The organism is Streptomyces sp. NPDC002324 (assembly GCF_053593335.1).
The window spans coordinates 1-14478 of sequence record NZ_JBSFCF010000038.1 but is presented as its reverse complement, the minus strand read 5'-3'; the positions used below and the strand labels follow the sequence as shown (position 1 = coordinate 14478).

The following is a 14478-nucleotide window of genomic DNA, read 5'->3' as shown; positions in this document are numbered from 1 at the left end:
GCAGGCCCGCACCGCCCCCGGCGCCCCGGCGTGGCTGCGGCTGGTGTCCCCCCGGCCGACAAGGCGTCGGGGAGGTCTCATTGCCACGAGACCCGGCACGACACCGTCGTCGTTCCTGCAGTGAGGGGGCACATGGCCGAGTGCGTTCAACATGACTGAGGGACTTTCACCGAGGACCCACGGCGTCTTCGGCAGGCAGGCTCGGAAGGGCGGGGGGTACGTCGCTGCTGTTCCGGTAGGCCAGAACTCGTTGCCCTCGATATAATCGCCGATCGCTGCCCACGAGGCACTCGCGCACGGTGTCCGGATCAGTGGTCGACGGGCGGTGAACACCGCCTCCAGCGCGGCTGTGCGCCGCCGACCGGGTACCGGCCCGCCCTGGCGCATCTGGCCCCGCTCCAACTCCGCGGCCCGCGCGGGCACATCGCCACGACGGGACCCCGCGCGGTGGAGGAGCGCCTGCACCTGTTCGGCTACGGCGACTGGACCGATCCCGGCTCTGCCCCCTCATCGGCGCGTCTCAGTGTGGGCATGAGGCGGAGCGCGTTGTCGCGGTTGATGCCGCGACGTTGGCGGTTGGTGAAAACGGGGTCGGTCTCGATGGCGGGCACCGTGAAGTCGGTGATGATGTCGGCGGAGGCGGCCGGCCAGTCGGTGCCGAAGAGGATCCGGTCGGCACCGGCGGTGGCCACCAGAGTGCCCGAGGGGGCCAGCGGGCCCGCTGTGTCGTAGTAGAAGCGGTGGAGGTAGTCCTGTACGCGGGCAGCATCGAGGGGTGGGGTGCAGAAGGCGCCGAAGGCCTTCATGCGGGTGGTGATCTGAGGGAGGAATCCGCCGGCGTGGGGCAGGACGACTGACAGATGCGGGTAGCGGTCGAGTGTCCTGGTGCGGATCAGGTTCACGGCGGCGCGCGTGGTGTCCAGCAGGAAATCGCACATGAAGTTCGGGATTCCGGGGACGGTGGGCACGCCGGGTGGTCCGCTCGGGAGGTCAAGTGGGTGGGTGATGAGGACTGCGGCGCGTTCGTCGAGTTCTGCGAGGAAGCGGTCGTACGAGGGATCGCCGAGGTAGATGCCGTTGTAGTTGGCTTTCACGCTGACTCCAACCGCACCGAGCTCGTCGAAGGCGCGTTGGAGAGCCCACGTGGTCACTTCGGGATGGTCCAGCACAGCGGGGCTGAGGACGGCGAAACGGCCCGGGTGCAGGGCCACCAGGTCGGCCAGCGCCTCGAAGACGACGGTGAGGCCTTCCCTGGCCTGCGCCGCGGAGCGGTACCGGTCCTGCATGGTCGGGTTGAGGACCGCGGTTGCGATTCCCACTCGGTCCATCATCGCCAGAGTGGAGTTCAGATCCCAACGCGCCCACCACGGCAGCTCCTGCCGCCGCACCAGGCCCTCACGCTCGGCCCAGTCGACCCATGCCGGAGCGGTGAAATGGTGGTGGATGTCAATCCTCGCCCGACCGGCGTCAGCACCGCTCTCCGAGCCTCGCGGCACAGCTTCCTCCCCGGCCAGAGCACTGGCCCCGCCCGTTGCGGCGACGGCGCTCGCCACCGCCCCACCGGTGATCAGCAGACTGCGCCGACTCATGGCCTGGGTCGATTCCGACATCCGCGTATCCCATCCGTAGCGCCATCCGGCTTGTCGCACCACGATGGCCCGGCGACGGGCTCGCGATCAGCACGGCGTGCCCTGTTCGAGGTCGGTTACCTCGGACGGACGCGGTCCAAGAGGCACGGCCCTCGCCACGTCCCGCCGCCGTCCGGCTTCAGGACGCACGCCCCGTGACGACCGCCGGTGGGGGAGCCCAGGCGTGCCGTACGAGTGCCATGTCTACACAAAACAGCAGGTCACATCCAGTACGCCGCATCCCTTGTGCGGCTTGGGGGTAGGTCAGCGGCACTCGGTGCAGATAGCTTCCTTCAGGTTCTCAGAACCCATGCATCGACCACCCTGAGTGGGTCGAGGCGATCTGGTGGACCGACGGTGACACGCGCTGAACTCCCTGTGACAACAAGGGAGTTCAGCGCCACACCTGTCTCCTCGGTTACGAATCCATGACATTGGGACGTACAACTGGGATCGCCCGGCTCGAGTCGTACCCACTGAACGCGGCCTTCCGCGTACAGACCCGACCGACTCGAAAGGCTCACGTATGTCCCGAGCACACCGCCGAACCCGTACCGCGCTCACCGCACCCCTTGCAGCCGCGGTGCTGCTCGCCGGAGGATTCGGCGCCATGGCTCTCACCGGGGGCCCGGCGCTGGCGGCCACCGGGTCCGCGGACACGCAGGACGACTTCAACGGCGACGGATACGCCGACCTGGTCGTGTCGGCTCCGGACGCCACGATCTCCAGCAAGGCCAAGGCGGGCTACGTGGCCGTCACGTACGGCTCCGCCAACGGGGTCTCCGCCGCCAACAAGAAGCTCATCAGCCGCTCCACCAGCGGCGTTCCCGGCTCCGCCACCGCGAACCAGCGCTTCGGGACCAACTTCACCAAGGGCGACCTGGACGGCGACGGCTTCAGCGACCTGGTGATCTCGGGCGGCAGTCCCGGCTCCGTCATCCTCTGGGGCTCCGCCTCCGGACTCACCGGCGGCACGGCCATACCCGGGTACGGGCAGTCCCCCACGACCGGCGACTTCGACGGCGACGGCAAGACGGACCTCGCCCTGTTCTCCTACCTGTCCGGCGCGGGCGACGACCCGGCGAGCGGCGACGCCACCGTCTGGAAGGGCCCGGTCACCCGCGCCGGACAGCCCACCGCCACCCTGCCGCTGTTGGACAAGGCCGACTGGTGGGGCTACGACGCAGGCGACGCGTCCTGCGCCACCAACGGCGGCTGCCAGGAGGACGGCGACTCGATCAGCGGGCCCATCCGCTCCACCCGGACCGGCGACGTCAACGGCGACGGCAAGGACGACATCGTCGCCTGGAAGTACGCGGGCGACGGCCAGTGGGGCAACCGTCTGTTCCTCGGCGGCGGCAGCACGGGCTTCACCAGCGGCTGGACCCCCTCGGACGGCACGGCGACCGGCACGGGCACCGGCATCGGGGACGTGAACAACGACGGCTTCGACGACGTCGTGGTGGGCAACTACTGGGCTGGCGGCAAGGTCCAGATCGCGTTCGGGTCGGCCTCCGGCCTGTCCGAGGAGCGCGTACAGGTCTTCGACCAGGACCTGCCCGGCTTCCCCGGCGTGGAGGAGGAGGGCGACGGGATCGGCTCCACGGTCTCAGTGGCGGACGTCAACGGTGACGGCTTCGGCGACATCGCGCTCGGCATCTCGGGCGAGGACATCGGCGACATCACCGACGCCGGTTCCGTCGCCCTGGTCCCCGGCAGCGCCACAGGCGTCACGGGCGCCGGCACGCAGACCTTCCACCAGGACACCGCCGGGGTCCCCGGAGTCGCCGAGGAGGACGACCAGTTCGGCGCGAGCAGCGCCCTGCTGGACGTCAACGGTGACGGCCACGCCGACCTCGCGGCCGGTTCCGAGGCCGAGAACGGCTGGAACGGCGCGGTCTGGGTGCTGCGCGGCACGGCGACCGGTCTCACGGCCACGTCGTCCGTCGCGTTCGGCGCCGGCGACCTCTCCGCGCCCGCCACGGGCGCCCGCTTCGGCGCGCTCCTGCGCTGAGCGAGCCGATCGGGCAACGGGGGTTCGGTGGGGCGGCCTGGTGCCGCCCCACCGTCATGTCCGGCAGGCCGGCGACACGACCCGACCCCATCCCCGAAGCGTCGGACCACAGCCAGATCGATGGCGACCAATGGCCAGCGCTCACGTGCAGACAGCTCCCAATTCAGGTTCTCAGTTGCCGAGCGAGGTGGCGCTGCAGGTCAATGTGCCGGAACTGGTAAACCGCCCCGACCTGTCGCAGCACGCCCCGGTGTTCGTGTGCGTCCTGCAGGAACGCCACCAGATGCCGCGGGACTTTGCGGCGCACCGTCAGGTAAGCCCTGGCCTGGCCATCACGAAGTACGTCCATGCAGTGCGTTGCAGTCCGACCGCGAGCCCGGCCACAAGAGTGGCCCCGAGCCCCATCACGGGTGCGAACCCGAGCGTGGGCTCGGGCAATGCCCGGCCAAGAGCCCGGCGCCGAGCCCGAATGAGAGCCCAACCGCGAGCCCAACCGCGATGAAGGTCCGGCGATCTGAGGAGAGCACCATGGCTGGCGCAGTGTTGGTGGTCAGATCAGGTCTCTCACTCCCGAGCCCAGGCCAGAGTCCGCACGCGAGCCCGAGCGCCTACCCGGCTCCGAGACCAGCCACGATTCCGGACGCGAAGCCCAGCTCGACTTCGACACCGACCACGATTCCAGACGCGTACCCGAGCGCGAATCTGCGGGGCGACCAGCGCAGTCGTGTACTCGGGGCACCGCCCTGCGGCCGCACTCTCGACGGACGAGATCTACGGCGCCACCTCCAGCGTCCTGCACGGCGCCCCCTCCAGCCAGGCCCGCGCCCGCTACCGGCAGGTTCTGCGCCTGGCGCGCGAGGTGTTCGTGCCGCTTCCGGACGCGCCGCGGAAGTTCTGGAGCTGACCAGCCGCCCACACCCCACGCCCGAGGACGCCGGACAACTGGCAGGCTGGGCCGACCCGCGCGCGCTGCGCCAGTTCTTCCTCTTCCGCCCGGCCGCTGGGTGGCTGGGCCCGCTCGATGAGGTCTGGCTGCTGCCCGACACCCCCGGCCCGGAATGTCACTGGCCCGCCGCCCCCTACCTCGACCATCTCACCGAAGCCGCTCCCCAGCAGGCACGGGCATGGCTGGCCGAGCACGCCGAACGTGTGGCGGCGGCCGGCCCGGAGGCGACCGGCGCGCTGCTGCGGATGCCCGCCCCGGCATCGGCCTGAACCCGCAGGTGCGCACGGTGTGTCCGCTCTGACCCGCGACGGGCGTGAGAGCGGGGCGGCGGACGGCTGGTTGCTGCGGCTGGCCGCCGACGGGGCCGGCGACATTCCGCGCTGGCGGAGCGTGACGAGGACTGGATCCGCACGGTGGAGATGCTCTGGTCGCCGTCGTGCGCGCCGAGCACGAACCCGATCAGGAGATCGGGGCCGCCGCCGAGGGCGCGTACATGCCCGACCACGAGCACACCGACCCGGCTGACATGCTGGCGCACATGACCACGCCAATGACCGCGAGACAACGACTCGCCGCGCTCCACAGCCATGCGGCCGTGAACGGTGAGGACTACACCGGCCAGAACCTTGCTTCGGCTCGCACGTTGCGGCTGCGGTTCACTCGCTGCTCGTTCATCGGCACCGATCTACGCCACGCCACCCTGGACGGGTGTTGGTTCAAGTTCTGTGACTTCAGCAACGCAGACCTGCGCGGGGCTTCACTGCGCGCCGTCAGCCTGGCCGGATGCGATCTACGGAGTGCTGACCTGCGCGACACCGATCTGACCGACGCCAGGTTCGAAAGAGTAAACACCGGCGTACCCCCGCTCGGGCTGACCAACATCACCGGTGCCCACTTCCAAGGAGCGTCCTTGCGCAACGTTCGAGCGGAAGACGTCATCGGGTGGCCACCCCGGCACGGCACGAACGAGTAGGCCCTGCGTGGCGGCAAGATCACGATCTACAGCAGGGCCCATACGACGAACAGCACCGGCCCGATGGTCCAGCCGAAGTCGGTGACGAACGACAGCTTCTGGGGGCCGACGTCTGGCCCCGCTCGTCCGCGAACCGGATGGCGAGCAGGGCGAACACGGTGCCCACGATCAGCTGACCGGCCATCTTCGCCCCGGCCCGCAGGCCCAGGGACGTCGGGCGGCGGTCTCCCCCTCGGTCGCGCTCTGATACGCGACTGCCGCACCGGTGTCGCTGGTTCTCATGCGCCCACCCCATGCAGCCGCACTGCCGAGAGCGGTCACTGCCGTCGGGATCGGCCTGACCCGGCAATCCGGGCGTGGTCACCACTCCCGCTCTCGTCAGAGAGAACAGGCTCAGCACCCCTGGTGCGGACAACCTCGCCGACGGAGATCACAGTCGGAAAGGGTTTTCGCCCGAGCGGGACGAAAAGTACCTTGTGCTGCTGATCAGCTTGTTCTGCTTGTGTGTGAAAGAGGCTTCACGATGGGGCGTCCCGAACTACCGGTCGACCCGGCGGCCGGTCCCGTGCAGCGGCTCGCCCACGACCTTCGGGAGCTGCGTCGCGCGGCGGGCAATGTGTCGTACCGGGCCATGGCGAAGAAGGCCGGCTTCTCGGTGACGACCCTGGCGAAGGCCGCGAGCGGCGAGCGCCTGCCGTCGTTGGCCGTGCTCCGGGCGTACGTCCAGGCGTGCGGGGAGGAGGACCCCACTGCGTGGGAGATGCGTTGGGCGGAGGCCGAGGCGCTCGCCGGAGAGGAGCGGCAGGAGGATGCCGATGTCGCCCCGCCCTACCGTGGCCTGGCGCGCTTCGAGCCGGACGACCGTGAGCTGTTCTTCGGCCGGGACCGGCTGGCCGACGAGCTGAGCGAGCTGGCGTGCGGGTCCCCGTTCGCGGTGGTGTTCGGGGCGTCCGGCAGCGGCAAGTCGTCCCTGCTGCGGGCCGGGCTGATTCCCCTGCTGCGGAAGAAGATCGCGCAGGAGGGACGTACGGCGGTCCTTCGGATTCTCACCCCCGGGGCCCGGCCCGCCACCACCTACGGACATCTGCTGGCGCCGGAGGCCGACGATCCGGAGTGCTGGGTGGTGGTGGATCAGTTCGAGGAGGTCTTCACCCTCTGCCGCGACCGTGCCGAGCGGGACCGCTTCCTCGGTCTGCTGCTCGCCGCGCGCGACCCGGGAAGCCGACTGCGCGTGCTCATCTCCGTGCGATCCGACTTCTACGCACGGTGCGCCGAGCACCCGCGCCTGGCGGAGGCGCTCCACAGGAACGGGCTCCTGGTCAGGCCCATGACCGCCGATGAGCTGCGCGAGGCGGTGATCGGTCCCGCGCAGGCGGCCGGGCTCATCGTGGAACGGACCCTGACCGCGCGGATCGTCGAGGACGTGCTCGACGAGCCCGGCGGACTGCCGATGCTGTCCCACGCCCTGCTGGAGACCTGGCGGCGGCGCAAGGGACGGATGCTGACCCTGGCCGCGTACGAAGCGGCCGGCGGAGTACGCGGCGCGATCGCGGCCAGCGCCGAGGAGGCGTACGGGGAACTCTCCCCGGCGCAGGCGCACGCCGCCCGGCACCTGCTCCTGCGCATGGTCGAGCCCGGCCAGGGCAACGCCGACACGCGCCGCCCGCTCGGCTGGGAGGAGATGGCCGGGTGGGAGGATCCCGAAGTGCGGGCCGTCGCCGGGCGGCTGACCCGGGCCCGGCTGCTGACCACGGACGACGACGGCGTGCAGCTCGCCCACGAGGCGCTCATCACCTGCTGGCCGCGGCTGCGCGAGTGGATCGACGCGGACCGGGAGCGGCTGCGCCACCACCGGCAGCTCACCGACGCCGCCCGCACCTGGCTGCAGCACGACCGCGACCCGGGCACGCTCTACCGGGGCACCCGCCTGGCGCGGGCCGAGGAGCTGTTCGCGGACGGCGACCGCGGCTACGACGGTCTGACATCCGAGGAGACGGCCTTCCTGGCCGCCGCGGCGGAGCAGCGGGCAGCGGAGGAGCGGGCCGCTGCCCGGGCCCGGCGCCGGAGCCGCACGCTCACCGCCTCGCTCTGCGCCGTGCTGGCGGTGGCCCTGGTCATCGGCCTGACCGCCGTGCGGCTGCGTCAGGACAGCGAGAAGCAGACCACCGACACGGCCGCCCGCCGGGTGGCCGCGGTCGCCGACGCGCTGCGTACCACCGACCCGCGCACCGCGATGCTGCTCGGCGTCGCCGCATGGCGGACCTCTCCGCTGCCGGAGTCCCGCCGAGCCCTGCTGGGCGCGCTGGCCCAGCCCGAGCTGGACAACTTCACCGACCCGGCGCCCGGTGACACCCCGGGGCGGTTCCTCGACGTCTCCGGGCGCACTCTGCTCAGCGTCGGAGACAACACCTGGCGGACGTGGGATGTGGGCACCCACCGCCGTATCGCCTCGGGGCCTGTGCCTCACGGGGGCATACTCGCCGCGGGCCCGGGCGGCCGGGTGCTCGTCATCTCGGCCACTGCCAGGACCCAGCGGCTGTGGGACACCCGAACGAGGCGCTGGATCGGGGGCCTCCTGCCGCTCAGGGACACCGTGAGCTTCGGGGCGAGTGGCCGCCATTACCTGGTGAGGAGCCCGGACGACGACCGGGCTGGGCTCTACTCCGCCACCGACGGCCATCTGGTCTTCCGGACCCCGTCGGCCGGCCGGGGGGAGCTCACCCACGCGGCGGCCGACGACCGGCTGCTGACAGTCTGCCCCCGCGACCGGGCCCCGCAGGTCTGGGACACCTCCGCGCGCAGCGTCCGCTCCGGTGCCTGGACGAGAGCTCGCGGCGTCTGTGGCGACGACACCCTCCTCGGCCTCGCCGGCGGCCGGCTCCTCGCTCTCGCCGAGGACCGGGTGCGTGTATGGGACACCACGTCGGGACGAGAGCTCGCCGACGTCGCCCACCCGGGTGCCTTTGGGGCCGTCCTGAGCGCGGACGGCTCGTTCCTGGCCACCGGCGGCGGCCAGGAGATCAGAGTGTGGCGTCTGCCCAGCGGCGGCACCCCCGTTTTCCGGCACTCCTTGGACAACGAGACGCTCTCCGGTCTCGCCTGGGACTCCTCGCGGCCCCTGCTGCGGTACCTCGAAGGGGGCACGGTCCACACCCTCGACCTCACCACGACGCTCACCCGCGCCTGGCGCACGAGGCCGCTCACCGGGGTCCGGCTCAGCCCCGACGGCAGGACGCTCGCCACCGCCGAACGTATCGGCGACCGCTACGTCTTCCGGCTGCGGAACACGCGCGACGGCCGTCTGCTGCGCACCCTGCCGGACCCGTCACGTCCCGTCTTCCGCACCGGCATACCGACCGTCCCCGCGGACATCATCGAGCCCTTGCTGTCCTTCAGCCCCGAGGGCGGCATGTTCGCGTACGGAGTCTCCGCCCCCGGCTGGGACACGGTGCCTCAGCGTCTGACGGTGTGGGACGTGGCCGCCGGACGGGCGAAGACCACGGTGGACCTGGCGACGGCGTCCGCAATGCCGCCGGACGCGATCGCCCTGGGACCGGGCGGTCGCACGCTCCTCATTGCACGTCTGACCACCGACGGCTTCGTCAACGAGACATGGGACACCACGCGCCGGCGGAGGACGGCGCTCCTCCCCGACCCGGCCGGCCGTCATCTGGCCGTCAGCCGCAACGGCAGGCTCCTCGTGACCGACAACCGCGTCGTCCGAGCGGGCCGGTCCCACGCCCATGACCTCGTCCAGCACGACGACATCGGAGCCGTCGCCTTCGCTCCCGACGGCTCCGGCCTGGCGGCCGGCGACGCGACAGGCCGGGTGTCCCTCTGGGACGCCGACGTCCGGCACCGGGCGGGCATCCTGAGAAACGTCTTCCTGGCGCCCATCGATCCGGCCTCCGACTCGGCCGAGACGATCACGGCTCTCGCGTTCAGCCCGGACGGCAGCACGCTCGCCGTGGGAGGCGACGCGGGCACCGTCCAGCTCTGGGACATCGCGACCCGGCAACCCCTCGGACCTTCTCTGCCCACCCCCGGTGGGAGCGTCGACACGCTCGCCTTCAGCCCGGACAGCACCACGCTGTACGCGGGCGGCGTGCACGTCCCGCTCCAGCGGTACGTCGTGGACCCTGACCGAGCGGTGTCCCTCGTCTGCTCCCGTGCCGGGAACACGGAGCTGACCCGGGCGCAGTGGCGCACCTACGTTCCGGACCAGCCGTATCGGCGTGTCTGCCCCTGACCGTCTCCGTGGATCATGAAAGCGGGACGGGTCGCCACTTCCAGAGGCGGTAGTGGCCGTGCTCGCGCGGGCCGTGGGGGAACCTCGGTGGACCGGACCGGACCGGACCGGACCGGACCGGACCGGACCGGACCGGACCGGACCGGACCGCTCCGGCGACGTCCCGGAGCGTGAGGCGATGACGCACGCCCGGTCGCCCGGGGCGCGGAGCAGTACGCGGACGCCTGGCGAGCACTCCCAGGGGTCGTCCCGGCAGAGGCGGAAGCCTGTGACGACGGCCGGTCCGCAACCGCCCACGGGTTTGTCCGGCCTGGCGAAAGGGACGTGCCAAACAACATTCCGGTTGCGAGCGTCGGTGCGGCAAGGCCGGATCCCGGCACCCTGACCACCGGAGAAGAGCACATGTCTTTCACCGGCGCGATGACGCTCCCCGCGTCGGAAGCACCTCGCCAGCCGCCGCGACGTCGCCCCCGCGAGCGAGCCGATCACACCTGCGGCGGTGCGCCCCGAGGGCATGGCCGAGGACTGCGGGGTGGACGCCGAGGAAGCACACGGCGGCAACGACGTCCGGCCGCCGGCGCCGGCGCCGTTCGCCGACGCGCTGCGGCCGGTCCGCGCCGAGACGGTCAGGGACCAGCACCGCGATCCGGCCGACACCGTGATCCGTATCCACACCGGACGGACCTCCGCGGCCCTTCGCTCCGGCCGTGGCCCCGGCCTCTCACCTGAGGAAGCGCCCGACCGGGCCCGCGCCGGCTGTCGGCCGCCCCGATCGGTCGCCGGCCGTGCCGGGCTCGAACCGACCCGCGCCAACTCTTCGCGGGACGCGGCAGGCAGAACCCGCCCGCAGCTCCGCCGGCTCCGGCCGGCTCGGGTGCGTCGCCGCGGGTGCGGTCGCCTCGCCGAAAGCGAACACAGTGACACCGACCAGCCACATCACAGGGAAACCGGGGGACGCCGCACGTGCGCATCACCTTTCTGCTGCACAACGCCTACGCGATGGGGGGCACCGTACGGACGACCATGACACTCGCCGAAACGCTCGCCGGGCGGCACCAGGTGGAACTCGTGTCGGTCTTCCGGCACCGCGAGAAACCACGACTGGGACGGTCGCCGGAGGTGCCGCTGCGGGCCCTGGTGGACCGGCGCGAGGGATCCGCGGACATGGCGCACACTCTCGCCCGGCAGGCCGGAGAGGTCTACCCGAAGGGGGACAGCCGTTCGCCCCAGTACCACCGGCTCGCCGAGCAGCGGGTCATCGACTGGCTGGGGAGGACGGACGCCGACGTCGTCGTGGGCACCAGGGCCGGACTCAACGCGCTGGTGGCCCGGTTCGGGCCACGCCATGCCGTACGGGTCGGCCAGGAACACCTCACCCACGACAACCACCCGCACCGGCTGCGGACGGAACTCCAGCGCTGGTACGACGGTCTCGACGCACTGGTCACCATGACCGAGGCCGACGCGCGCGACCACCGGCGCGGCATGCGGCTGCCGCGCACCCGGGTGCTGGCCGTCCCCAACAGCGTCCCCGAACCCGGGGTGCCGCCGGCCCACGCGGCGGCCAAGGTCGTCGTCGCGGCGGGCCGGCTGGTCCGTGTCAAGCGGTACGAGATGCTGGTCGACGCGTTCGCCCTGGCCGGTGCGGCCTGCCCCGACTGGTCCCTGCGCATCTACGGGGACGGCGCGGAGCGCGCCCGGATAGCCGACCGGATAACCCATTACGGCCTGGGTGACCGGGTCTTCCTGATGGGTTCGGCCACTCCCCTCGACGCCGAGTGGGTCAAGGGCTCCATCGCCGCGGTGACCTCCGCGCACGAGTCGTTCGGAATGACGATCGTGGAGGCCATGCGCTGCGGCCTGCCCGTGGTGAGCACCGACTGCCCCCACGGGCCCCGCGAGATCATCCGCCACGGTGTGGACGGCTGTCTCGTCCCGCGCGACAGCACCCGGGGCGTGGCCGACGCGCTGCTGGCGCTGATGCGGGACGACGGACGGCGTGCTGAGATGGGCAGGGCCGCCCGTACCGGTGCGGCGAAACGATTCTCCCCGGGTGACGTCGCCGACCGCTACGAGCGCCTGTTCAGCACACTGCTGGAGGAGCGGGCCGGGCGGGCCGGCCCTCCACCGCCCGGCCGGGCCGGCTGGCGCGACCGTGCCACGGTGCTCGCCGCCACGGCAGGCATCCTCGCCCGCGGAGCGGTGCGCCGCGGGCGGCGCGAGCTGGGCCGGGTCGGATGAACGTGAATCGCATGGCCGATCGCACCGCGGGTCGGATGAACCCGGATCGCGTGGCCGATCGCACCGCGGATGCGGTGAAGGCGAACCGCACCGCGGTCTCGGCACAGCGGATGCTGTGGATCGTGGCCGCCGGGTTCTGTCTGCTGTCGGCCGTCCTCGTACCGATCACCCTGCCGCTCGGCTGGGACGAGATCGTGTACGCCAGCCGCTTCGGACCGTACGGTCCGGAGACCCCGTTCAGCGCCCCTCGCACCCGCGGGGTCCCCCTGCTGCTTGCTCCGATCGCCTCGTGGAGCGGCTCGACGCTGCTGCTCAGGGTGTGGCTGCACCTGCTGGCCGGCGGTGCGCTCTGGCTGGGGTTCCGGCCCTGGCTGCGGATCCTGCGCCGCCCGGCGGCGGTGTGGGTGGCGGCCGGGCTGTACGGCAGCCTGTGGATCACTCTGTTCTACGCCGGCTCCGCGATGCCGAACCACTACACGGCGATGGGAGCCACCGCCGCGGTGGGCTGTTTCCTCGCGCCGCGTCCCCGGTACGCGGGTGTCGCGGCAGGTCTGGCGGTGGTGACCCTGATGCGACCCAACGACGGTGTGGCCGTCGCCGTGCCGCTGCTCCTGGCCGCCGTACTGATGCCTGCGTTGCGTGACCACGGCCGTCTCCGGGGGCGTCTGTCGGCCGTGGCCGTCGGACTCGTGGGGGGTGCGCTGCCCTGGGTCGTCGAGGCCGAGGTGCGGTTCGGCGGGGTACGGAACCGGCTCGCGGAGGCCGACGAGGTCCAGGGCGGCCTGCGGGCCGTCTTCTCCCTGCGTGCCCATCTCACCGCGCTGGACGGCCCGCTGCTGTGCCGTCCCTGCACGGGCGACACCGTGCGGCTGCCGGTGACGGAGTGGTGGGTGCTGCTGCCCCTGCTGGTCTGCCTGGGGCTGTGGGCGGAGCGCCGGGCGCGCCGGTCCGCCGCACCACTGCGGATGGCGGTGGCGGTGGCGGTGGCCACGGCGGCGCCGTATCTCTTCCTCGTCCCCTACGCCGCGCCGCGGTTCCTGCTGCCGGCCTACGCCCTGCTGGCGCTCCCTGCCGCTGTCGGGCTCCTCGCCGTCGTCCACCGGGCCCGCGCCCGACGTTCGCTGCCGACGGCCGCCGCGCTCACCCTGGCACTCCTCGGGCACTGGGGCATCCAGGCCGGTCTGGTCCACACTCATGCGGGCATTCAGCAGCGGGCCCGCGGGGACTGGGACCGGATCACCTCCGTGCTGCGCGAGCACGGGGTGCACCCGCCGTGCGTCCTCGCGGGGAATCGTTCGACGATTCCCGTCGCTCATACGGCGGGCTGCGCCGTCACCGAGACGGACCCCTCGGCGCACTCCGGTGCGATGGTCCTCCTCGATCGGGAGCCACCGGGCTGGGCGCGCGGCTGGCAACGTTTTCCGGTGCCGGACACCTACAACCCCGGATGGACCGTCGTCGTGCGTCCATGACGGCCTCACATCGGGACAATCATGATGAAATCGATAGTCCGGAGTTGTCTGCGGCGGCACCAGGGGCCTGCCGGACAACCTCCCGGCTGTGAGCGTCGATCGTTGAATCGCTGCACGTCGAACCACCGGAGCGCACCATGCCCACCAGCGTCCTCATCACGGTCGCCTTGTCCGTCCTTCTCGGGTTTCTGGTGATCCTGCTGAGGCCCCACGACCCCGACACAGCCGCCTCGACGGCGGCGGACCACATGCCGATCGACGTCGATGCCGTCGCCGACGAGAAACACGTCCGCTGCCCACAGGTCCGCTGGAACATCGACCATGGCTCGGACGGCTATCTGGCCATGCTCGACCAGCTGCGGAACCTCTCCCGGACCTCGGCCGACGGTTTCGCCGACATGATGATCAACGACGGCGACCCCGCCCCCACGGTGCATGCGCTCGTACGGCTCGGAGACTTCAGCGTCGTGCGGTTCTCCTCCAGCGACACACCGCACGACTTCGCCATGAACCTCGCCTCCGACGTCCCCCACCAGGGGGACACCACCGACGACGACTTGTTCCTCGACAAGGAGGGCTACGACGCCCTCGCCCGCGTCGCGCACCAGTCGGAGACCGCCGTCAACCTGAGCCGTCGCAGCCTCGAGAACAGCCTCAGGGACCTGACCGTCCGCGGCACCGACCGCACCGCCCAGGCACGCGGCATGCTGCGCTATGTCATCGCCATCACCGAGGCCTCCCGGTTCCGCCCCATCGCCGACCGCATCGCGAACGGCATGGACAACGGGTCCGACGTCTTCGTCACTGCACAGCAGGTCGGCGTGATGCGCGACTAGGGCGTGTGTCGGAAGTGCTCTAGGGCCTGTGTGAGGTCGTGATCATTCTCGGGTTCTGGTCCCGTGCGGGGGTGGGACCTGGTAGGACGCTGGGTGTGACACGTACGCAACTCACCGAC

General features: G+C 71.5%; 8 protein-coding genes and 1 pseudogene. 7 read left to right on the top strand and 2 right to left on the bottom strand.

What is annotated here, in order from left to right; translation table 11 throughout:
• Positions 1 to 473: 473 nt before the first annotated feature.
• A complete protein-coding gene (locus ACWCRJ_RS35170) occupies positions 474 to 1610 on the bottom strand; it encodes an amidohydrolase family protein (protein WP_450943085.1) in 1137 nt (378 codons plus the stop codon).
• A gap of 544 nt (positions 1611 to 2154) precedes the next feature.
• On the opposite strand from ACWCRJ_RS35170, the gene ACWCRJ_RS35165 reads away from it, so the two are divergent.
• The 3 genes from ACWCRJ_RS35165 (at position 2155) to ACWCRJ_RS35155 (ending at position 5561) form a co-directional block, all read left to right on the top strand.
• Positions 2155 to 3642: an FG-GAP and VCBS repeat-containing protein gene (locus ACWCRJ_RS35165; protein WP_450943084.1), complete on the top strand. Its 1488-nt coding sequence runs from the start codon at positions 2155 to 2157 to the stop codon at positions 3640 to 3642.
• Positions 3643 to 4366: 724 nt separating this feature from the next.
• On the top strand, positions 4367 to 4546 hold the full coding sequence (locus ACWCRJ_RS35160) for a hypothetical protein (RefSeq protein WP_450943083.1): 180 nt from the start codon (positions 4367 to 4369) through the stop codon (positions 4544 to 4546).
• Positions 4547 to 5024: 478 nt separating this feature from the next.
• Positions 5025 to 5561: a pentapeptide repeat-containing protein gene (locus tag ACWCRJ_RS35155; RefSeq protein ID WP_450943082.1), complete on the top strand. Its 537-nt coding sequence runs from the start codon at positions 5025 to 5027 to the stop codon at positions 5559 to 5561.
• Positions 5562 to 5593: 32 nt separating this feature from the next.
• Here the strand turns inward: ACWCRJ_RS35155 and ACWCRJ_RS35150 are convergent.
• Positions 5594 to 5772, bottom strand: a pseudogene (locus ACWCRJ_RS35150) (phospho-N-acetylmuramoyl-pentapeptide-transferase); the annotation flags it as partial.
• Between the two features lie 312 nt (positions 5773 to 6084).
• On the opposite strand from ACWCRJ_RS35150, the gene ACWCRJ_RS35145 reads away from it, so the two are divergent.
• From ACWCRJ_RS35145 to ACWCRJ_RS35130, 4 genes are all read left to right on the top strand, one after another.
• Entirely contained in the window at positions 6085 to 9810 is a 3726-nt protein-coding gene (locus ACWCRJ_RS35145; RefSeq protein ID WP_450943081.1) for an nSTAND1 domain-containing NTPase, read from the top strand.
• Positions 9811 to 10773: 963 nt separating this feature from the next.
• Complete coding sequence (locus tag ACWCRJ_RS35140) at positions 10774 to 12051, top strand: glycosyltransferase (RefSeq protein WP_450943080.1); 1278 nt, start codon at positions 10774 to 10776, stop codon at positions 12049 to 12051.
• Between the two features lie 50 nt (positions 12052 to 12101).
• Entirely contained in the window at positions 12102 to 13523 is a 1422-nt protein-coding gene (locus tag ACWCRJ_RS35135; RefSeq protein WP_450943079.1) for a hypothetical protein, read from the top strand.
• A gap of 137 nt (positions 13524 to 13660) precedes the next feature.
• The gene (locus ACWCRJ_RS35130) at positions 13661 to 14359 is read left to right on the top strand and encodes a ribosome-inactivating family protein (protein WP_450943078.1); all 699 of its coding nucleotides are present in this window, start codon (positions 13661 to 13663) and stop codon (positions 14357 to 14359) included.
• Positions 14360 to 14478 lie beyond the last annotated feature (119 nt).